The 20681-nt window shown below is 42.0% G+C and carries 18 protein-coding genes and 1 tRNA gene; 10 read left to right on the top strand and 9 right to left on the bottom strand.

Annotated features, from left to right (window positions below; genetic code table 11):
* Window positions 1-7 precede the first annotated feature (7 nt).
* Together BUB08_RS05095 and BUB08_RS05090 are read left to right on the top strand one after the other, a co-directional pair.
* A complete protein-coding gene (locus BUB08_RS05095; RefSeq protein WP_072999512.1) occupies window positions 8-520 on the top strand; it encodes an FKBP-type peptidyl-prolyl cis-trans isomerase in 513 nt (170 codons plus the stop codon).
* Between the two features lie 279 nt (window positions 521-799).
* Window positions 800-1522 (top strand): cytidylate kinase-like family protein, encoded by a 723-nt coding sequence (locus tag BUB08_RS05090; protein WP_072999509.1) that lies wholly within the window; start codon window positions 800-802, stop codon window positions 1520-1522.
* A 147-nt stretch (window positions 1523-1669) separates the two neighbouring features.
* Here the strand turns inward: BUB08_RS05090 and BUB08_RS05085 are convergent, their stop codons facing one another.
* Together BUB08_RS05085 and BUB08_RS05080 are read right to left on the bottom strand one after the other, a co-directional pair.
* Window positions 1670-2668, bottom strand: coding sequence for a glycosylasparaginase (locus BUB08_RS05085; protein ID WP_072999508.1), 999 nt, complete (start codon window positions 2666-2668; stop codon window positions 1670-1672).
* 41 nt (window positions 2669-2709) lie between these two features.
* Entirely contained in the window at window positions 2710-4515 is a 1806-nt protein-coding gene (locus BUB08_RS05080) for a chloride channel protein (protein WP_072999506.1), read from the bottom strand.
* Window positions 4516-5216: 701 nt separating this feature from the next.
* Here BUB08_RS05080 and BUB08_RS05070 point away from each other — a divergent pair.
* Both BUB08_RS05070 and BUB08_RS05065 read left to right on the top strand, forming a co-directional pair.
* Entirely contained in the window at window positions 5217-6098 is an 882-nt protein-coding gene (locus BUB08_RS05070; protein ID WP_072999503.1) for a TIGR01777 family oxidoreductase, read from the top strand.
* Window positions 6099-6226: 128 nt separating this feature from the next.
* On the top strand, window positions 6227-6799 hold the full coding sequence (locus tag BUB08_RS05065; RefSeq protein ID WP_072999501.1) for a DUF3575 domain-containing protein: 573 nt from the start codon (window positions 6227-6229) through the stop codon (window positions 6797-6799).
* Between the two features lie 180 nt (window positions 6800-6979).
* On the opposite strand, the gene BUB08_RS05060 is transcribed toward BUB08_RS05065, so the two are convergent.
* From BUB08_RS05060 to bcp, 4 genes are all read right to left on the bottom strand, one after another.
* Entirely contained in the window at window positions 6980-8188 is a 1209-nt protein-coding gene (locus tag BUB08_RS05060; protein WP_072999499.1) for a cofactor-independent phosphoglycerate mutase, read from the bottom strand.
* Window positions 8189-8199: 11 nt separating this feature from the next.
* Window positions 8200-10623, bottom strand: a complete 2424-nt coding sequence (gene thrA, locus BUB08_RS05055; RefSeq protein WP_072999497.1) for a bifunctional aspartate kinase/homoserine dehydrogenase I — start codon at window positions 10621-10623, stop codon at window positions 8200-8202.
* A gap of 83 nt (window positions 10624-10706) precedes the next feature.
* Window positions 10707-11735 (bottom strand): recombinase RecA, encoded by a 1029-nt coding sequence (gene recA / locus BUB08_RS05050; RefSeq protein ID WP_072999495.1) that lies wholly within the window; start codon window positions 11733-11735, stop codon window positions 10707-10709.
* A 12-nt stretch (window positions 11736-11747) separates the two neighbouring features.
* Window positions 11748-12212, bottom strand: coding sequence for a thioredoxin-dependent thiol peroxidase (gene bcp, locus BUB08_RS05045; RefSeq protein WP_072999493.1), 465 nt, complete (start codon window positions 12210-12212; stop codon window positions 11748-11750).
* A gap of 165 nt (window positions 12213-12377) precedes the next feature.
* Here bcp and BUB08_RS05040 point away from each other — a divergent pair, with 165 nt between their 5' ends.
* From BUB08_RS05040 to floA, 4 genes are read left to right on the top strand one after another with little or no spacing between them, the layout of a single operon-like run.
* A complete protein-coding gene (locus tag BUB08_RS05040) occupies window positions 12378-13886 on the top strand; it encodes an SPOR domain-containing protein (protein WP_139249620.1) in 1509 nt (502 codons plus the stop codon).
* Complete coding sequence (locus tag BUB08_RS05035; RefSeq protein WP_072999490.1) at window positions 13876-14163, top strand: ATP-dependent Clp protease adaptor ClpS; 288 nt, start codon at window positions 13876-13878, stop codon at window positions 14161-14163. The genes BUB08_RS05040 and BUB08_RS05035 overlap by 11 nt, the downstream gene beginning before the upstream one ends.
* Entirely contained in the window at window positions 14160-14627 is a 468-nt protein-coding gene (locus BUB08_RS05030) for an NfeD family protein (protein ID WP_072999488.1), read from the top strand. The genes BUB08_RS05035 and BUB08_RS05030 overlap by 4 nt, the downstream gene beginning before the upstream one ends.
* A gap of 5 nt (window positions 14628-14632) precedes the next feature.
* On the top strand, window positions 14633-15610 hold the full coding sequence (floA, locus tag BUB08_RS05025) for a flotillin-like protein FloA (protein WP_072999486.1): 978 nt from the start codon (window positions 14633-14635) through the stop codon (window positions 15608-15610).
* Window positions 15611-16525: 915 nt separating this feature from the next.
* Here the strand turns inward: floA and BUB08_RS05020 are convergent.
* Window positions 16526-16610: transfer RNA gene (locus tag BUB08_RS05020), tRNA-Ser, on the bottom strand.
* A gap of 272 nt (window positions 16611-16882) precedes the next feature.
* Here BUB08_RS05020 and BUB08_RS05015 point away from each other — a divergent pair.
* Complete coding sequence (locus BUB08_RS05015; protein ID WP_072999485.1) at window positions 16883-17155, top strand: HU family DNA-binding protein; 273 nt, start codon at window positions 16883-16885, stop codon at window positions 17153-17155.
* A 78-nt stretch (window positions 17156-17233) separates the two neighbouring features.
* The gene (locus BUB08_RS05010; protein ID WP_072999483.1) at window positions 17234-17929 is read left to right on the top strand and encodes a TrmH family RNA methyltransferase; all 696 of its coding nucleotides are present in this window, start codon (window positions 17234-17236) and stop codon (window positions 17927-17929) included.
* Here BUB08_RS05010 and BUB08_RS05005 read toward each other — a convergent pair.
* Window positions 17926-18567: a cysteine hydrolase family protein gene (locus BUB08_RS05005; RefSeq protein ID WP_072999481.1), complete on the bottom strand. Its 642-nt coding sequence runs from the start codon at window positions 18565-18567 to the stop codon at window positions 17926-17928. The genes BUB08_RS05010 and BUB08_RS05005 overlap by 4 nt on opposite strands.
* A gap of 136 nt (window positions 18568-18703) precedes the next feature.
* A complete protein-coding gene (locus BUB08_RS05000; protein ID WP_072999479.1) occupies window positions 18704-20644 on the bottom strand; it encodes a protein-disulfide reductase DsbD family protein in 1941 nt (646 codons plus the stop codon).
* Window positions 20645-20681: the final 37 nt, after the last annotated feature.

Below are 20681 nucleotides of genomic sequence, written 5' to 3'. Positions count from 1 at the left end.
AAAAATTATGTCAACAAAATCTGTATCATTCCTGTTTCTGGCTGTAGCGCTGTTCTTTTCCGCAGTTGTTTCATGTACTCCGGAAGAGGAACAGGAACCCCGAACAAGGGAACAAGAATGGGAAGAGCTGGATGCATGGATGAAAAAACTGGAAGCAGAAGGAGAAGATATCGACACCACAGATTTAATGGTTTTTTACACGATAAGAAAACCGGGAGAAGGCCCATTTCCGCAAATTGGTGACTCATGTAAAGTCTCCTACATCGGGTACAAATCGGACGGCGGGAAAATAGAGGACTCTAGTGAAATCTATCCGAAAGGAATATGGAGTTTTATATACAAGCCACAACATGACGTTGGCGGACTGATAGAAGGAATCGGGTACATGAATAAAGGTGCCGAGGTGGAAATGTACATCCATTCTGATTTTGCATTCGGAGCAAAAGGTGCGAGCGGAATTCCGCCTTTTACAACACTGATTTACCGTGTAACCATGAACGACATGACTCCTAAAAAATAGGGATCCCGGAACTGGTTGCTATTCATATTTCTTTACCACAGGCACTCAGCATACTACAAAACAGCTGCCTCTGGAGGCTTACCTGGAAAACAAAAATTCGAACTAAAAAACCCGGATTTTCCGCCTGAACAAATACTTTTCGGGCAGTTCTCCTATTTCTGAAATTGTTATAGAACATCTTTAAATCAACCTATTCTACAACATATTTTGTTTTATCTAAAAGATAAGATTGTAATTTCGACTATATAAAGTTGAACAAGCAATCAATAAACCCAAAATATGGAAGAATTTATTAAAAGTTTTATGAAAACCATTACCTGCTGTGATTTGGAAACGGGAGATTTTCCCGGGCCAATCGTTACCATTTCAAGACAATCGGGTTGTTCGGCCCAACGAATTGCAATTAAACTCTCAAAAATATTAACCGGATACAGTTACATGTCTGATACTAAAACTGATGCCGAATGGAAATGGGTGGATAAAAACATTTTTAAAGACGTGGTAGATGACATAATTGAAGAAGTAAAAAAAGGGAATTACGATGATGCTGACGAAGCTATAAAAATGCTGCATCAGGTTGCAAAGGCATTTTCCAACGAAACCATTTACGAAATTTCTGACGAATCGCTGATTGAAACATTCAAAGGCGTAGTTTGCCGACTGGCATGCAAAGGAAGAACAATTATCGTTGGCAGATCGGCCGGAATTATTCTCAAAGATATTCCCAATAAATTAAACGTAAGACTAGAAGCCCCAATGGAATGGCGTATTAACCGCATTATGCAGTTACGCGATTTTTCGCAGGCAGAAGCAGTTCGATACGTAAAAGAGATGGACGAAAAACGCGACTCGTTTATTGAGCGGATTATTGGAAGAAAAGCAAACAACGAAGATTTTGACGTTATTTTTAATTACGCCTCGCTGCAAGACGACGAAATTATTGATGCAATGGTAAATATTTTGAAGAACAAAAATATTATTGCACAACACGAGGAATATTGAACAGGTAAACTTATATTTGAACCAGAAGATAATCTAATTAAAAATTATTTCTCACCTTACAAAAGCTGCCTTGGTAAAACAGGGCAGTTTTTTTTATACCCCAAAACCTTCCGAAAAACAAATTGAAAGAAACACACTCCCCTGCCGTTATAACTTTTTAAACCACGCGTCGGCTTCACGGAGTTCAGAAACATCAGCAGTTTTCACCGCATAATTAAAACCCGGCTGCATACTGGCCGCTCCTGTTTCTCCTGACTTACTGATGGCGATATATCCGATCTGATGTTTTTCGTAGTGGGAAACTTTCTGTGTAATCCGCTCAACAGCTGCGGTACAGGCATCCTGGGGAGACAAGCCGTTTCGCATAAATTCAACAACCAGAAACGACCCGAGCGTTTTCATGACCAACTCTCCCGAACCGGTTGCTGCCGCTCCGCCAACTTCGCCATCAACAAAAAGTCCGGCGCCTATTATTGGCGAATCCCCCACCCGTCCGTGCATTTTAAAGGCAATCCCGCTTGTTGTGCATGCACCACACAATCTGCCACCCGCATCAATGGCCAGCATACTAATGGTATCGTGATTCTCTTCCGACTGATTTTCCACATTGATTTTCGCTTTGAATTCGCGTTCCTCCTTCTTCCACTTTTTCCAGCGCTTCCGCATCTCTTTCGTCAGCAGTTTCTCCTTTTTAAAGCCGTTTTCCAGTGCAAACTCCAGCGCCCCGTCGCCACTAAGCATCACATGAGGTGTTTTTTCCAGAACCAGCCTCGCAACAGAAATCGGATTTTTTATATTTTGCAGGTATGCTACGCTTCCGGCATTTCCTTTTTCATCCATGATGCAAGCATCCAGCGTTACTTTTCCTTTTTCATCCGGAGCGCCGCCGTACCCCACAGTCCTCACTTCAGGATCATCTTCGGCAACTCGTACACCGGCTTCCACTGCATCTAAAGCATATCCGCCGCCCGAAAGAATTTTCCACGCAGCATCATTGGCCGGGATGCCGTGTTTCCAGGTGGAAATTACAATCGGAAAATTATTGATTCGGAGCAAAAAACCGGCATTGGCATATTTTGATAATCCGAGTCCGGCAACGCCCAAAGAAACTTTTGCAAGAAACAATCTACGAGTTGTTAAAGCCACAATAACAATATTTTAGTTGTTTATTGCAAAGAAACAAAATTTTAATCGTGCGAAAAATCCTGTACCGTTTTTCTGTATTTCGAAAAGGCCACTGCCCGCGAGATAAAACCAAGATATTTTCCATCTTCAATAACCGCCAGATTGTAACGGCCCGAAGTTTCAAACTTTTCTACCACTTTCTCCATGCTATCGTCAGGAGAAATAAAATATTCAGGCATGTACATCAGGTCTCTGACAAATACCTTATCGTAGAGTTCCTGCTCGAAAATCAACGAACGCACGTCCGCAAGTTTAACCATTCCCAACAACGTCTCATTTTCGTCAACCACCGGATAAAGATTTCTGTGCGACACGGAAATGGCTTTCACAAGGTCGCGCAAAGTGGCATCCGGACGAAGAACCTCGAAATCGGTTTCAATCAATTTCCGCACTTTCATCATATGAAGAGCAACTTTATCTTTATGATGCGTGAGTAAATCGCCGGCCATGGCCAACCGTTTGGTGTAAACCGAATAGGGTTCAAACCGCATGATTGTAACGTAAGCCACTGTAGATGTTATCATAAGCGGGATAAACAAATTATATCCGCCAGTCATTTCCGCGGTCAGAAAAATACCTGTCAAAGGAGCGTGCATAACAGCCGCCATCATTCCCGCCATCCCGGCCAGAGCGAAATTATCGCCGGGCAACTCAATTCCGGAAACCATAGTGGTAAGCAATGCAAAAAAATAACCTGCAATTGCGCCCATAAAAAGTGTTGGAGCAAAAATACCTCCCACCCCGCCAGAGCCAGTAGTAGCCACCATGGCAATAACCTTAAAAATGAGGATTCCCGCCAAAAATATCAAAACCAGATATTCATTGCCTTTCCAGTTTACAAACAAGGAATTATTGAGTAAGTCAGCACCTTTTCCGCTAAAAATAAGCCCAATTTCGCGGTAACCTTCACCCCACAGTGGAGGAAAAATAAAAACCATAAATCCCATAACCAGGCCGCCTATCAAAAGCCGAAGCCCCCACTTTTTAATATTCTTGAACTTCAGCTCCAGAAACATCGTCATTCGGGTAAACCAGATGCCGACAAGCCCGGTAAAGATGCCAAGTAAAATGTAAAACCAAACGGTATCAAGCGAAAAATGATGAATTTGCATGAACCTCAGCAAAACGCCTTCGCCCAAAGAAAAGTAGGAAAACATAGTTGCCGTTACTGCCGAAATAAGCAACGGAATTAACGATGCCATTGTTAAATCGAGCATCAGCACTTCCAGTGTAAACACGATTCCGGCAATGGGCGCATTAAAAATTCCGGCAATGGCTCCTGCGGCTCCGCAACCAACCATCAGCGTAACGTATTTGTAGTTCAGTTTAAAAAGGCTTGCCAGATTAGAACCGATGGAAGCTCCGGTGAGTACAATCGGGGCTTCGGCTCCTACCGATCCCCCCAGTCCGATGGTTAACGAACTGGCCACCATCGACGTCCATGTATTGTGAGGTTTTATCCGGCTGCTTTGCCGTGAAATGGAGTATAGAATTTTGGACACCCCGTGCCCGATATCGTCTTTAACTATGTAGCGGACAAAAAGAACCGTTAAAAATATTCCGACCAGCGGATACACTAAAAACAGGTAGTTGGTAAATCCAACATCAATTAAGCCCGTTAATTTTTCCGCCACAAAATGAATCAGGCTTTTCAGCAAAAACGCAGCCAAGCCACTTAAAAGTCCAACAACTATGCTTAAAGCATATAAAAACTGTCTTTCCGAAATGCGGGCAATGCGCCAGGCCACCAGCCTGTTCAGCCATTCCTCCCATTTTCTCTCCAAAATTATTTTATAAGTACGAAACATCTTTTATTAGTTTGCGATACCAGGTAAAAACCTTCGCCCGGAAAAAAATCCTTCATCTTTCACATTCCTGTCGATAACAGCAGGGAGGTACGCCCGCCTCTGTAGTTTATTGGCCGCAATTTCCGTTCTGTCACAGGTCAATTATTATTCGGGCATTGTACACAAATCCACTATTTTTATTTTATCGTACAATTTTTTGTCCGGCTGCGCATTTTCTGCATTGTATAACACCGGTTTTCTGACCGGCTATGGCGACAATTTTATTTCAGAAAATGCAACAATTCTAACTGAGTGTAAAAATACGGATAATAATGTAAGAAACCGTTGCAGCAATCGCGAACAGAACGAAAAGTTTACATACCAACCCAATATTATCAGATTGAAAAACAACCGGCAACAACGCAGTTGGCACTTACACAACAAGTCAACCCACTACAACGGCCGCTAAACCTGCCACGTTAATTTTTTTTGAAAAAGCATACAAATCTTGTCCTTCGCAATCTTGAAACAACTCATTCGGCATGCAGGTCGAAAAAGAGAAACATTTTCAGAAAAAAGGCACCGGACTCAAACATGCAACAGATCTTCAAAAAATAAATAGATGTATTGAGCATTAACTTCATCAGTTTTAAATTGTTATTTATTCTACAGATTATAAAAGGCGGAGAACAACAGGCATCTGCACAAAAAAAAAGGGAACAATGGCACAAAACAACAGCACCACAAAAATTAAAATAGCCGGGGCTTCCGGATATCTCGGAAAAGTAATTGCCAATAAACTACAAGAAGAAGGCTACGATGTTTCCGGCATCCGGCGCGACCTGCTTTACGGGCCCGCCGAAAACCTTGCCGGCGAACTAAAAAAAAGCGACGTACTGATTAACCTCGCAGGTGCGCCGGTGTTGCAACGCTGGAATACCAAAAACAAAAAAATTATATACGAAAGCCGTGTTCAAACAACTAAAAATCTGGCCCGGGCATGCCAACTATTATTTCCCGAAGAACGCCCATCAAAAGTAATAGCCGCCTCTGCAATCGGAATATACGCACCGGGAAAACGGCACACCGAAGCAAGCGTTAATTTCGACAACGGATTTTTAGGAGAAGTAGTTAAAAGCTGGGAAAACGCCTGGAACAGACTTCCCGGCGAGATGCAACTTACTGTTTTCCGCATTGCCGTGGTACTTGGAAAAAGGTCGGCAACCATAAAAAAGCTGCTTCTGCCATTCAAACTGGGCATTGGAGGAAAAACAGGCAGTGGCAAGCAACCTTTCCCATTCGTTCACGAAACAGACGTGGCACATGCATTTCTGTGGGCAACAAGCAAAAATAATATTGGCGGAGTATTCAATCTGGTTGCTCCCCAGCAGATAACAAACCTTGATTTTACCCAGGCCTTAGGAAAAAAGCTAAAACGTCCGACTGCTTTTTCCACGCCGGAATTTGCGCTTAAACTATTATTTGGAAAGGCTGCCGAAATCCTCACACAAAGTCCGGCTGTACTACCTCAGAAACTGACAGAGGCCGGCTTTGAATTTAACTATTCCACCATCAACAAGGCTCTTTCTGAAATCTTTGGGTAGCGACTTTTCATTGCTCTTATTTTACGCTGGAAAATTCGGGCATTCTACTTTCAATTCAAAAACTAATACCTACTTTTAGCCCGCGATGTCAAGCTATTTACGGCTTTGCCAAAAATCAAAAAACCAATATGGAAAGAATATTAACTTTACTAATAATCTCAGCTTCTTTTTTGTTTGGAAAAGCACAGGCTCAGCAAGACAAAAACGCTACCGGCAGTTCGGTTTTCAGTAACGTGATTAAAGTTGGGGTGGCACCCGGAGGTATCGAATATGAGTATCGCACCGGAAACAAAACCAGCGTAAATCTAGCCATTCATTACAGTTACGCAGGACTGGCAAATCCGGATAATTACAACCTCCAGATTACTCCTGAGTTTCGCTACTATTTTTCAAAAAATAAAAAATGGGCGGAAGGCTTTTATCTTGGAGGCTATCTGTTCTACAAAGATTACCGGGTTGCAAGAGACATGGAGTCAGGCAGCAGTTCTGTGTACTCGAGAGATGATGTAAAAACCGCCGGAGTGGGGTTGAAACCAGGGTATCAATTTGTGTTGGATAAGCGGATTACTTTTGATTTCGGATTAGGACTGGGCTACAATTTATATTGCGATGTTACACACAAAGAAGGAGAAGAAATAATCAACGAATCCACTCATCATTTAAACTTTACCGGAGGAATGACCATCGGTTTTTTATTCTGAAACCGATTCTCGAAAAACAGACACAACAAAAAACCGAAAAGAAGAGCAAATGCGAACACTACTCTTCCCCACTCTGTAGCTCACTGATGATAAAATAATTAGAGGCTCAACCGGCAACACAAACACCTGCTGAACCTCCAATTCTTTTAGTAAACTATCGAAAAAAAGCCGGTCAGTTTTTCAGACCTTCAAAACGCTTTTAATAAATTCATCCCCTTTTAGTAAGCCCAAAGAACCTTTTTGAACATCAAACTCGTCGTAAACATTCACAGCGTCGGGTTCAATTCCGGGTTTATAAATTAAAAACGGAACCGGTTCGTGTGTGTGGGTTTTCAGCGCGCAGGGAGTAGGATGATCAGGCAACACTGCGATGGCCACCGGCTCTTCCATTTTGCGGGTTTCTTCCAGAATATATTTTACCACGCGCTGGTCGAGGTATTCAATGGTTCTTGTTTTGAGTTCCACATCGCCTTCGTGGCCGGCTTCGTCGCTGGCTTCAATGTGCAGGTACACAAAATCGTTTGTTTTCAGGGCATCCACAGCAGCCTGAGCTTTTCCTTCGTAATTGGTATCGTACAAACCGGTTGCACCCTCAACACGAATAACTTCCATTCCGGCGTAAACCCCGATTCCCTGAATTAAATCGACGGCAGAAATAACCGCCGATTTTTCGATGCCAAACATCTCTTTTAAAGTTGGCATTTGGGGTTTATACCCGGGCGACCATGGCCAAATACTATTTGCCACTGGCTTGCCCATCTGTTTTCTTTTTACATTTACCGGATGGTCTGTTAAAAGCTCCTGGGATTTTTCAATCAGACTGTTTAACAATTCCGCAGTATTTTCGGCGGCGTCCAATTCCGGTTTTATCAACACGTTTTTATACGGAGTTCCGGGAACGTCGTGCGGCGGCGTGCAGTTGAGGTGCTTGTTTCCGTTTTTTATTACCAACAAATGCCTGTACGACACTCCGGGGTAGAACTTCACCTGATCGTTTCCCAGCTTTTCATCCAGAAAATGAATTAATTCTGCAGCTTCCTCGCTGGAAATATGGCCGCCTGAGTGGTTCAACAAAATCTCATTTTCGATGGTGAGCAGGTTGCAACGCAACGCCAAATCGCCGGGTTGCAGCTCAACCCCCATACTGGCGGCTTCGAGCACCCCGCGGCCCTCGTAAACCTTCTCCACATCGTAGCCGAGAACAGCCATGTTGGCAATTTCGCTACCGGGATGCATTGCTGCCGGAACAGTAATCAACCTCCCTGACTGCCCGTTTTCTGCCAGCCAGTCGATGTTTGGTTTGTTGGCCATTTGAAGTGGTGTTTTCCCTCCAAAATCAGCCAACGGCTCGTCAGCCATTCCATCACCAAGTATAATTAAATGTTTCATCGTTTTCAAAATTAAATGTTCGACACCCTGATTAAATCGGCAAATACACCGGCTGCGGTTACCGAAGCACCAGCTCCGTATCCTTTTATCAGCATGGGAGATTCATGATACCGCTCGGTGGTGTACATTACCAGATTATTGCTGCCTTCCAAATCATAAAACGGATGATGAGAGCTGACTTCCTGAAGTCCGACATTCGCTTTTCCGTTTTCAAACCGGGCAACAAATCTCCATTTCTTATCCTCTGCTTCCAGCGTTTTTCGTTTTTCCTCAAAACCCGCATCGAGTTGCGAAATATTCTTCCAGAAATCGTCCAAAGAGCCTTCAAAAAACTCGTTTGGAATAAACCGATTGATTACAATATCCTCCATTTCCAGCGGGTAACCGGATTCTCGTGCAAGAATCAAAATTTTACGGGCAACATCCACGCCACTCAAATCCACACGCGGATCGGGTTCCGAAAAACCTTGATCTTTAGCCATTTTTATGGTTTCGCTCAACGGCGTTTCCTGCGAAATTGTATTGAAAATAAAGTTCAGCGTTCCGGACAGTACGGCCTCAATTTTTAAAACCTTGTCGCCGGAATTTACCAAATCATTCAACGTGTTAATTATAGGCAATCCGGCGCCCACATTGGTTTCAAACAAAAATTTAACACCTTTTTGTTTGGCCATATTTTTTAAGCCGATATAGTTATCGTAGGCCGAAGAAGCGGCCACTTTGTTGGCTGCCACAACCGACACGTTAGAGCCTAAAATCTCGTTATAAAAAGTTGAAACCTGTTCGGAAGCGGTGCAATCCACAAACACCGAATTGTAAATATTCATGGATTTCATCTCATTAATAAAACCGCTTAAGCTCGATTTAATTTCCGATTGGTCCAGTTCTTCTCGGAAAGAAACTAAATTGATGCCCTCGCGTTTAAAAGCCATTTTTTTTGTATTGGCCACGCCGGCGAGCTTAATTTTCAGATGTTTTTCGTCGAGTAGTTTTTGTTGCTGTTTTTGCAGTTGTTGCAATAAATTGCTGCCTACTGTACCAATTCCCATCAGAAAAACATTCAGTTCCACATTTTCCGAAAGGAAAAATGATTCGTGCACCACGTTCAGTGTTTTACGCAGCTCAGAAGTTTTTACGACCCACGAAATATTCAGTTCAGATGCACCCTGCGCAATGGCGATAATATTAACGCCGTTTTTTCCCATGGTAGAAAACAACTTGCCGGCAATACCGGTAGTCTGTTTCATATTTTCACCCACGATTGCCACAACCGAAAGGTCGCTTTCAATATCTATTTTGCTAACCAGGCCGGCATCAATTTCTTTTGCAAATTCCTCCCGAATAGCGCTTTCGGCCAATTCAACAGACTGTTCGCCAATAGCAACACTAATCGAATTTTCTGAAGAAGCCTGTGAAATTAAAATTACGTTCACATTAACGCTTGCCAGCGCGGTAAAAAAACGCATAGAAATACCGGTAACACCTACCATACCAATTCCCTGCAGCGTAACGAGCGTAATTCCGGAAATAGAAGAAATACCTTTAATTGGCCTTTCTTTTGGAGTTTTTGCCGTTCTTAAAATCAGTGTTCCTTCACTTTTCGGTTTAAATGTATTTTTTATTCGAATCGGAATTCCTTTCTGATAAACTGGCAAAATAGTAGGCGGATAAATAACTTTCGCACCAAAGTGAGAAAGCTCCATTGCCTCGGAATAGGTGAGTTCGGGAATGGTGTACGCTTTGCTGATGATACGTGGATCTGCGGTCATAAAACCGTCTACATCAGTCCAAATCTCCAGGGAATGCACTTCCAGCGAAGCGGCTATAATGGCAGCGGTATAATCAGAACCTCCCCTTCCGAGCGTTGTAAACTCGCCTTTTGCATTTTTAGCAATAAACCCCGGCATAACTGCAATTCCCGAAAAATCGCAAAACTGCTCTTTAAGCGCCCGGTTGGTTGCATCAAAATTCACCCGCGCCTTCCCGAAATTGCTATCGGTTTGAATAAGTTCGGCAGAATCAACTCTAACAGCACCTGGGATAACCTGTGCTACCAGGTGCGAAGAAATACGTTCTCCAATTCCTGCAATCCGGTCAAGGGTTTTGGCGGTCAGTTCTCCCACAAGAGTAATTCCGGTAAGAATCTGCTCCAGTTCATCGAGCAACTCTTCGGCAATATATACCATGGCTCCCGAGCCGTTAAAAAGGTCGGCAATGGTTTGTTTGTGCCTTCTTTTTATCTCTTCCAGAACCGGTTGAAAGTCGCCGGAACCCGCAGAAGCAATTTTCGCCGCGTTTAAAATAAGGTCGGTAACTCCACCCAATGCAGAAACCACAACAATAGTATCTTCCTTTTGCTGCAGAACAATTTCTCTTACCTTCCTGATATTGTCGGCCGACCCCACCGAAGTGCCGCCAAACTTTAATACTTTCATTTTTTTGTTTTTCAGATTAAAAAAAAACCGGATGAAACGACAGAATCGGATCATCCGGTATTATCTGCCATTTGTGATCGATCTTAAGCTGTTGTTTCTGTTTTTCCTGAAATAGCTTCCAGAATTTTTGTTTCCAGTTCCTGTGCCAGTTCCGGATTATCAATAATCAGTTTACGCACCGTTTCGCGCCCCTGACCAAGTTTCGTTTCCCCATAACTGAACCATGAACCACTTTTCTTTACAATATTAAACTGTACACCCAAATCAATAATTTCTCCGGATTTTGAAATGCCTTCTCCGTAAAGTATATCAAATTCTGCCTTGCGGAATGGCGGAGCCACTTTATTCTTCACCACTTTCACGCGCACGTTGTTCCCCATCACTTCATCACCGTCTTTAATCTGTCCAATACGACGGATATCCAAACGTACAGAAGCATAAAATTTCAGGGCATTACCTCCGGTTGTAGTTTCAGGATTACCGAACATCACGCCAATTTTTTCGCGCAACTGGTTAATGAAAATACAGCAGGTTTTTGTTTTATTGATATTGGCTGTGAGCTTACGTAAAGCCTGAGACATGAGCCGCGCCTGCAACCCCATTTTTGAGTCTCCCATTTCGCCTTCGAGCTCTGCCTTTGGTGTAAGTGCTGCTACCGAGTCGATAACAACAATATCAACAGCGCCTGACCGGACGAGGTTGTCAACAATCTCCAGCGCCTGCTCCCCGTTGTCGGGTTGCGAAATCAACAATTCTTCAATATCTACGCCCAACTTCTGTGCATAGTACGGGTCAAATGCATGCTCAGCATCAACAATGGCTGCAATGCCACCTGCTTTTTGTGCTTCGGCAATGGCATGAATGGCCAGCGTTGTTTTCCCCGATGATTCAGGTCCGTAGATTTCCACCACGCGACCTCTCGGATAACCACCAACACCCAGTGCAACATCCAATGCTACCGAGCCCGATGAAATGGCCGGAACATCTTCGGCTACCCTGTCGCCTAAACGCATGATTGAACCTTTTCCGTAACTTTTTTCGATTTTATCCATGGTAAGCTGAAGGGCTTTCAGCTTTTCCTTGTTCACTGTTGCTTTTTCTTCTTTAGTCATGTTCAGTACAGGTTAAATATTCAAACTTTTAAAAATCTGGTTTGTATGATCTTTGGTTTTTACTTTTTCAAAAACTTCCTGAATGACTCCGTTTTCGTCAATCACGAAAGTAGTTCTGATAACTCCCATATATTTTCTGCCATACATACTTTTTTCGCCCCACGCTCCGTAGGCCTGCAAAATCTCCTTTTCTGTATCGGCAATCAAATTGAATTTCAATCCAAATTTTTCTCTGAATTTCTGATGAGACGCTACACTGTCAGGACTAACCCCAACCACCTCAAAACCTTTTTCGAGCCACTGATTGTAATTGTCATTCAGGTTACACGATTCGGCTGTGCAACCCGGTGTATTATCTTTCGGATAAAAATAAAGTATCAGTTTTTTCCCGGCAAAATCGGTCAATTTAATTTCTTTTTCGTCCTGATTAATTCCAGTAAAATCAGGCGCTTTATCTCCTGCCTTCAATTTTGTCATGTTGTTTTTTCCTTTTTTTTCGAAGAGTTACAAATATACGTTATTTAATGATAAAAGTCAGGCTACTTCTCAACAGATTCCTACGGTTTGTAATCTGCTATTTGTAGCGCATTGCACATTTTTTGTAATTTTACGTTGCAGTTGAAATCAATATATTTTGAAACCATGCAGAACCGTACAAATATTATCAGATTAACATTTTTCATTTTTCTTTTGTTTGCTGTAAATGAAAGAATTTATGCCGGCCACCAAAACATTTCGGCAGTAAAAGCCATGCAACTTTTTGATGCAGGCAATTTTGCAGAAGCTGAAGCATTGTTTAAACATTTGCTAAATGAAGACCCGCAAAATCCTATGTTAAATTATTATTACGGTGCTTCGCGAACAGAAACAGGGCATTTTGGCGACAGCGATTTAAATTGTTTGCTTCTGGCCGGAGAGAATGTAACTCCCGACCGACTCAACTACTACAAAGGAATGCAATACCACGCCCGAGAAAACTGGGAGCAAGCCCTGAAATTTTACAACCAGTTTAGGTTGAGTGTCCCGGAAAACGAGCAGCAGGAAATGGGAATTGCAGAAAAAATACAGCAGTGTTTCGACCACGTAAACCCGTTTGAAAACTCAATAACCAAACAGCCCGAAATTAAGCAGGAAAAAATACCGGAAGCAGAATTGACAGTACCTGAAGTTACAGATATTCCGAAACCGGACTCCACTTTTGCAAACAATGTTTCTGTTAACACCGGAGAAAAAAACGAAGAAGAAACGGCCCCCGATTATGAAGTGGAAAACCAAACAGTACACAAAACAGGGGAAAGCGCCGCAGAAAACCCAGAAGAGTTTGCCGTTGAAAGAAGAGCCCTCCCCGACCTTCCCGGCGTGAAACCAACGCACGGGCTTCCTACCGGCGAACAAATAAATTTTCAGGTAAACAATCAGATTACCTACCTTTTTTCGTCGCAATTTAAAACAGATGATGGGAAAAAGCTTTTTGAACAGGGACGGGAACTGGAGCAGACTCTTGATAAAAAACTCCGCCAAGCTGATAAGTTGCGCGAAGACTACAAAAAAGAACCCAATCCGGAAATAAAAGCAACCCTGGGCGAAAAAATCCTGGCCATGGAAACAGACTCCTACAATCTTCAGGACGAAATAAAAGAAAAATTTAGGGCTGCCAGAACCGCAGAAAAAAAATTCTGGGAAAATGCCGGTTCAGTTGCCATTTACAATTTTCAGGTAGAAAATGAAAAAATAGAATCTGCACTGAGTGGCAACTCTCCCGAGGCGGAACCTACGCCAGAAAACAATTCAATTGTTCTGCTTCCCATGGCGGGTTCCGAATTGTACGAACCCAGCCCAAACAACGCCACGCAGCCGGCGGACCAGTTGGTTTACAAAATACAAATCGGCGCATACAGCCGCGCAGTTCCGGCATACAGAAAGCGATTGTACAACAAACTTTCGCTTATTCGAAAAATTGACAATTACACCGATGAGCAGGGAGTAGTAGTTTACACAACGGGTAATCTTACCAACTTTGAAGATGCTGAGAAAATGCGTAATCAGGTTAAACAGGAAGGGATAGAAGATGCGCTTGTTGTGCCGTATTTTAACGGAAAAAGAATAACTTTGGAGCAGGCAAAAAAAATTGAAGCAGGCGATGACATCTAAAGAGACAAAACGCAAACCGGATTCCGGCAAACAAAATGAAGCATGCGGCGGTTATTCGCTGATTCTTCATAACGATGACGTGCACAACTTCGATTACGTAATTGAAGCGTTGGTTGATATTTGCGATCACGATTACGAACAAGCCATTCAGTGTACGCTTATTACGCACCACAAAGGCAGCTGCGACATCAGAAAAGGAAAATTTGAAACACTGAAACAAATGAAAGACGCTTTGCAACAAAGGGAATTAAACTCCACCATTGATATTCTAACATGACAGCATTTACCATTATACTGCTCATTTTTCTGGGGCTTTTACTATTGCTCATTGAGTTCGCGGTAATTCCCGGCGTTACCATCGCCGGAATTGGCGGATTCTTTTTACTCGGATTTAGTGTTTACCTGGCTTTTACAAACTACGGAACCGGAATTGGTTTTCTGACGCTTACCTTTGTATTGATTGCGTCGCCGTTACTTATTTACTATTTTTTCAAATCGAAAGCCGGGAAAAAAATGGTGCTTGAATCCAGCATCGACGGGAAAGTAGAAACCGTTAACAACGAAAAAATACACATTGGAGACACTGGAAAAACCATTGGCCGTTTGGCTCCATCCGGAAAAGTAAAAGTAAACGGCGAAGTAGTGGAAGCCCAATCGGTTGGCGGATTTATCGACCAAAGCACAGAAATTAAAGTTGTTAAAATACTGACGAATAAAATTATTGTAGAACCTGTAAAATAAAAAAAATGGAATCAATAGGTACATTTGGACTAGTGATTGGTGTTGTTATACTACTTTTCATTATCCTTTATTTCATTCCCATCGGACTATGGTTTTCGGCACTGGTGTCCGGAGTAAAAATTTCGTTGCTTCAACTCTTCCTCATGCGTTTCAGGAAAGTTCCTCCGGGAGTTATCGTGCGCGCTCTGATTGAAGGCACTAAAGCGGGAGTTCCTTTAAACCGAAACGATTTGGAAGCCCACTACCTTGCCGGAGGGCATGTTGCCAATGTAGTACATGCACTGGTTTCGGCCTCAAAAGCGAACATCGAACTGCCATTCAAAATGGCCACTGCAATTGACCTGGCCGGGCGAGATGTATTTGAAGCTGTCCAAATGTCGGTAAATCCTAAAGTAATCAACACGCCTCCTGTTACGGCAGTTGCAAAAGACGGCATCCAGCTTATCGCAAAAGCAAGAGTAACCGTTCGTGCCAGCATTAAACAGTTGGTGGGTGGCGCCGGAGAAGACACCGTTCTTGCCCGTGTTGGCGAGGGCATCGTTTCTTCAATAGGCTCGTCGCACTCGCACAAAGCTGTTTTAGAAAATCCTGATTTTATTTCGCGCGTCGTGCTAGAAAAAGGATTAGACGCCGGTACAGCCTTCGAAATTCTTTCTATTGATATTGCAGACATCGACATCGGTAAAAACATAGGAGCAGGATTGCAAATCGATCAGGCCGAAGCCGATAAAAATATTGCACAGGCAAAAGCAGAAGAACGTCGGGCCATGGCAATCGCACTGGAACAGGAAATGAAAGCCAAGGCTCAGGAAGCCCGTGCAAAAGTTATTGAGGCCGAAGTTAAAGTTCCGCTGGCCATTGCAGAAGCCTTTAAAAACGGCAACCTTGGAGTTATGGATTACATGAAATACAAGAACATAATGGCAGATACTTCTATGCGTGATTCCATAGCCGGAGAAGACAAAAAAGCCAAAGAAGATTAAAAAAACACATTGTTAAGAAATGTTTAACAACATATTTTTTAACATTCGCTTAACTCAAAATCCAAAATCCGACCTTATCTTTGCAGCATAGTTTTAGTTCATAGGTTTAGGTTTGATTAGTTTTATTGGTTTAGTTAGATGAAAAGGATGGGTGTTGACCCGTCCTTTTTTTTATAACAAATCGAAACTGGGCGGAACAGCTCAAAACACCACACAAAATAAAAGGGACTCTTTTCTGAATACTACAATTTCTGCAAAAAGGAAAGATTAAACAACAACACAATCGCATTGTCAAATTCAGACTTTAGCTGGTTAACACAATATTTCAATTACACAGTCCAATTGCAAGGAGCTTTCATCGACTCAGACAAACGAAACCTCGTCGCTTCAACAGAATCTACTAAAGCGCACCCAAAACTTTCTGAGCGGCGCTAAAAGGAAATAATAACTGAAAACAGTTTCTGATTAAATTAGCCAAAACCTAATACCTGGTTTTTTAAATTCGCTGGAATTTCAATTTCAAAAAGTGCCCTCATATTAATTCAGTAAATTCTGAATTGGTACAGCAGCCAGAAAACTTTAGTATATCAGCTTTACAATTCAACGTAACACATGAAGATTATTTGATCTGCCAATCCAACATGCAGTGAAATTTTGAACAAACATCAGTTATTTCACAGACCAAATAACTCCTTTGACAAGCATATCAGCCAAAGTCATATTTCAACCTTGATCCAAAAAATGAATCTACATCAAAACAAACTCCCCAAAAATCAACTTATTTTACTCTTTCGGAAATTCAACGAGACAGACGACGACACGCCGTTCATACTGAAAATAAAGGAATTAACTCAAAAAGTTATCAACAGGTTATAAAACAAAAAAATCCATCAGAAAACTAATGGATTTTTGTTGCGGAGAGAGAGGGATTCGAACCCCCGGAACCTCGCGGTTCAACGGTTTTCAAGACCGCCGCATTCGACCACTCTGCCATCTCTCCAGGCGCGACAAAAGTAGAATTTTTTTTGATCTTAAAAAACCTAAAGGCAAAAAAAATTTAGAAATGCTGAAAAAAAAAGAAGGAATAGGGTTGCATTTTTGAAAGTTATTTCTGAATTTAGCTACACTATTGTAAAATGTTCTCTGAAACAGTTGATTTTACTGGCTTTCCGGAGTTTGACTTTAAGGAAAAGCCGGCAACAATAACAATTAGAAATAAACACAAATTACTTATTTACAACAATTTAGTTTTTCATTTAAATTTTTTAACTTATGAACAAAGCACAATTAATTGATGCAATTGCCGCAGGAGCCGGCTTGACGAAAGCTGACGCTAAAAAAGCTCTGGACGCTTTTATCGGCGCAACAACAGACGCCCTTAAAGGTGGTGACAGAGTAGCTTTGATTGGATTTGGAACTTTTTCAGTAAGCGAACGTGGTGCACGTACCGGTAGAAACCCGCAAACAGGAAAAGAAATTAAAATCCCTGCTAAAAAAGTGGTAAAATTTAAAGCAGGTGCTGATTTAGCTGATGCAGTATCCTAAGGGGACGACGGATACAAAAAAAATAAAGGGGGAAGCATTCGCTTCCCTTTTTTATTTTTGCCAATTAAACCACAAAAAATGCAAAAAGAACTTATTCAATATTTATCTGAATTTATTACTCCGGAACGGCTGACGCTGTTTGAGAAAACGTTGGAACAAAGAACTTCTTACCTGACTGTGGTGCTCGAAGATATTTTCCAACCCCAAAATGCCAGCGCAGTATTAAGAACCTGCGACTGTTTCGGAATTCAGAATGTGCATATCATCGAAAACAGAAATGAGTTTACAGTAGACACAGAAGTTGCAATGGGCGCCTCAAAATGGTTGAGCCTACACAAGTACAACAGAAAAACACAAAACTCCTTAGACGCCATAAAAAAGCTAAAAAAAGAGGGGTACAGAATAGTTGCCACTTCGCCACATTTAAACGATCATCTTTTACCTGATTTTGACCTTACTACAGGAAAGGCAGCCATTGTTTTTGGCTCTGAACTACCGGGGATCTCGGAGGCAATTCTGAACGAAGCCGATGAATTTCTAAAAATACCCATGTATGGTTTTACCGAAAGCTTTAATATTTCGGTCTCTGCCGCAATTGTTTTGTACCAGCTATCACAAAAACTGCGGGAGCACCCTTCAATTAACTGGAAATTGAGCGAACAGGAACAGGACGAAATAAAAACTGCCTGGCTGCGATCAACCATAAAAAAAAGCAGTCTGTTGGAAAAACGTTTTCTTAAAGAAAGAGGAATAAAAAAAGGGAGAAACAGTTAATGCTCTCCCATCATTTTTTTTAAAGCTTTTAAACGAATCAGTTCAACTCCCTTTTTTTCCCAGCCATCAAACGGCAAAGGAATATTCGGAAGTTCCTTTATGGCATCTTCAACCACATAAACTTTTTTTACTTTTCGCGATAGTCCTTTTACAGCAGCGTCAACACATACATTTGTTGTTACGCCGTAAACTACCACAGTCTCGGGATTCAGCTCTTTCAAAATCGTATCAGTTAACGGATTCCCGGTAAAAACATCGAAAGCATCTTTTCTGATAATCAGGTTTCGCAAATCTTTGCTTTCAAAAAGCTCGGGTGTAATCAAATATTCTTTATCCCAGTCAAAAACAACCGGGTCTTCGGGGTCTGTCTCCCTGATGTAATCAGCTCCCCGCGTTCCTGCCATGCAATGTTCCGGAAAAGTATTTACAAAATCAGGAGACGAATCTAACTCTGCGGAGTTAGCATAATGATAATCGGCTGTATTTACCACCTTGATTGAGTTTTCTTTTGCCAGCCGGGTAAGTTCTTTCCATTGGGGGCGCAATTTTTCGGCTCCCTGAACATAAAGCTTGCCTCGTGGATAAACAAAATCAATCTGAGTATCAACATTCCAAAACAGCCAGTTTGTTAAGTCCATTTCTGCATTTGTTAAAATTTTCTCTTAAAGATATCCAATATACCACGGCAGGGCATGGTTCGAATGTTAAAAAATGATAACAAAAAGCCCGGGGGCAAGTACCTCCGGGCTTAATAATTTACCTCAAATCAATCAACTATAACCTTTTTTCAAGGAAATCAACAAATTCATCCGCATCAAATGTTACCCCAAGTTTACGTTCTGTTCCGTCGGGTTCAATAACAACATGAAATGGAATGCTGTTGGTTTCATATTTTTCAATCTGAAAATCCAGATTCTTTTTTCCCATGGTTTTCTTTACTTTTCCATCCACTTTTGAAGTTATCCATTCATCTTCAGAAAGCGTAGTTCTATCGTCGGTGTATAGCGCAACAATTACATATTTTTCCGACAAAAGTTTCAGTGCCCGGGAATCAGCCCAAACGCCATTTTCCATTTTTTTGCAGTTTGCACAGGCGTGTCCCTTAAAAACAAGAAACACCGGTTTGTTCTGTTCTTCGGCGCAAGCCATCCCCTGTTCGTAGTCGAAATAGCCATTTAATCCGTGGGGCAAATGCAACTTATCTGCATATTTTGCCGGCCCGCACAATTCGTTTTGGGTATTTTGAACGGCTGACTGTCCACCTCCAACAAAAGAATGAACCTGGCTCGGCGGAGGCAGCAACGCCGAAATTGAAGTTAACGGTGCACCAAATAAACCCGTGAACAGGTAAATTACAAAAGTGAAAGTTGCAACCGATAAAAACAATCGTCCTGTTCCAATAAAAGGCACATCGCTATCATGCGAAAACTTAATTTTTCCGAGGAAATACATCCCCAAAAGGAAAAACAAAACTATCCATATTGCAAGATAAATTTCCCTGCTGATAAAATTCAATCCATAAACCTGGTCGATATTGCTCAAAAATTTCAATCCAAAAGCAAGCAAAACAAATGCGAAAACCACTTTAATTGAGTTGAGCCAACCTCCTGATTTTGGCAGTTTATTCAATGCTGAAGGGAAAATAGCAAGCAGGGTAAACGGCGCGGCAAATGCTAATCCGAAAAAGAACATGCCAATTAACGGACGCATTCCCCCATCCTGCACGGCCTCGATAATAAGTGCCCCGATAAACGGGCCGGTACACGAAAAAGAGACAATAACTGTTGTAAGCGCCATAAAAAAAGCTCCAATCATCCCGCCTTTTTCAGCCTTGGAGTCGGTTTTGTTAACCAGGCTGCTGGGCAAAACAATTTCAAACGCACCAAAAAAGGAAACGGCAAACACCAAAAACAACAGAAAAAATATCAGGTTAGGAATCCAGTGTGTACTTAATATATTTCCCACATTCGGGCCAAATAAGCCAAATGTAAACAGAGCGCCCAGCAATGAAAAAATCAGAACAATGGATACTCCGAAAAAAAGACCGGTACGAACTGCTCTTCCACGGTTTTCACTTCCCCGCATAAAAAACGAAACGGTCATGGGAATCATCGGAAAAACGCAGGGAGTTAAAATAGCGGCAAAGCCGGCTAAAGCAGATATTAAAATGAACAACCAAAGCGTTTGCCCGCTTGAAGAACCTGACGTAATGCCCGAAGGACTACTTTCGCTAACAGCAGGTGCATCCTGCTTTGCCGGAGCGCTTCCGTTAAACTTAAACGAAAACTCGGCTTCGTTGGGAGGTAGACACATTTCATCGTCGCATCCCATAAACAATACATAGCCGCTAATTTCAACCGGCTCATCGCTTTTTAATCTGATTTTCTGTGTTAAAGTGGCTTCATTGCTAAAAAACCGAAGGTTCATCTGAAAAGTATTGTCGAACTTTTCTACGGGCTGTGGGTTCTTCGTGAGATCTCCCGCAAAATCGAATAATGTTGAATCTTCAAAAACAAGTTGTGTGGCAATTGGACCGCCTTCCGGCAGGTAAGTATCGTACAAATGCCAGTTTTCTTCGATGGCAGCCTCAAAAATTAACTCTACATCTCTTCCATCTTGCCTGGAATCAAATGTCCATTTAATCGGTTCTATTATCTGCGAAAACACAGAAAACACCGCCAGAACCAATAAAGTAGTCAATGTCAGTCTCTTCATATTTTTTTATTATTTATTCTTTAAAAACATCTACAAA

This window comes from Mariniphaga anaerophila, assembly GCF_900129025.1.
In the GTDB taxonomy this organism is placed as follows: Bacteria; Bacteroidota; Bacteroidia; order Bacteroidales; family Prolixibacteraceae; genus Mariniphaga; species Mariniphaga anaerophila.
The sequence above is the reverse complement of the archived record's forward strand: the minus strand, read 5'-3'. Positions and strand labels throughout refer to the sequence as shown.

What these genes read in the sequence shown, in the direction of transcription:
- BUB08_RS05070 (WP_072999503.1), top strand. Translation starts at nt 5,217, where the DNA reads ATGGCACAAAACAACAGCACCACAAAAATTAAAATAGCCGGGGCTTCC.
- BUB08_RS05080 (WP_072999506.1), bottom strand. Translation starts at nt 4,515, where the DNA reads ATGTTTCGTACTTATAAAATAATTTTGGAGAGAAAATGGGAGGAATGG.
- BUB08_RS05090 (WP_072999509.1), top strand. Translation starts at nt 800, where the DNA reads ATGGAAGAATTTATTAAAAGTTTTATGAAAACCATTACCTGCTGTGAT.
- BUB08_RS05040 (WP_139249620.1), top strand. Translation starts at nt 12,378, where the DNA reads ATGCAGAACCGTACAAATATTATCAGATTAACATTTTTCATTTTTCTT.
- BUB08_RS05030 (WP_072999488.1), top strand. Translation starts at nt 14,160, where the DNA reads ATGACAGCATTTACCATTATACTGCTCATTTTTCTGGGGCTTTTACTA.
- BUB08_RS05060 (WP_072999499.1), bottom strand. Translation starts at nt 8,188, where the DNA reads ATGAAACATTTAATTATACTTGGTGATGGAATGGCTGACGAGCCGTTG.
- recA (WP_072999495.1), bottom strand. Translation starts at nt 11,735, where the DNA reads ATGACTAAAGAAGAAAAAGCAACAGTGAACAAGGAAAAGCTGAAAGCC.
- BUB08_RS05035 (WP_072999490.1), top strand. Translation starts at nt 13,876, where the DNA reads ATGACATCTAAAGAGACAAAACGCAAACCGGATTCCGGCAAACAAAAT.
- BUB08_RS05095 (WP_072999512.1), top strand. Translation starts at nt 8, where the DNA reads ATGTCAACAAAATCTGTATCATTCCTGTTTCTGGCTGTAGCGCTGTTC.
- BUB08_RS05010 (WP_072999483.1), top strand. Translation starts at nt 17,234, where the DNA reads ATGCAAAAAGAACTTATTCAATATTTATCTGAATTTATTACTCCGGAA.
- floA (WP_072999486.1), top strand. Translation starts at nt 14,633, where the DNA reads ATGGAATCAATAGGTACATTTGGACTAGTGATTGGTGTTGTTATACTA.
- BUB08_RS05015 (WP_072999485.1), top strand. Translation starts at nt 16,883, where the DNA reads ATGAACAAAGCACAATTAATTGATGCAATTGCCGCAGGAGCCGGCTTG.
- thrA (WP_072999497.1), bottom strand. Translation starts at nt 10,623, where the DNA reads ATGAAAGTATTAAAGTTTGGCGGCACTTCGGTGGGGTCGGCCGACAAT.
- bcp (WP_072999493.1), bottom strand. Translation starts at nt 12,212, where the DNA reads ATGACAAAATTGAAGGCAGGAGATAAAGCGCCTGATTTTACTGGAATT.
- BUB08_RS05005 (WP_072999481.1), bottom strand. Translation starts at nt 18,567, where the DNA reads ATGGACTTAACAAACTGGCTGTTTTGGAATGTTGATACTCAGATTGAT.
- BUB08_RS05065 (WP_072999501.1), top strand. Translation starts at nt 6,227, where the DNA reads ATGGAAAGAATATTAACTTTACTAATAATCTCAGCTTCTTTTTTGTTT.
- BUB08_RS05000 (WP_072999479.1), bottom strand. Translation starts at nt 20,644, where the DNA reads ATGAAGAGACTGACATTGACTACTTTATTGGTTCTGGCGGTGTTTTCT.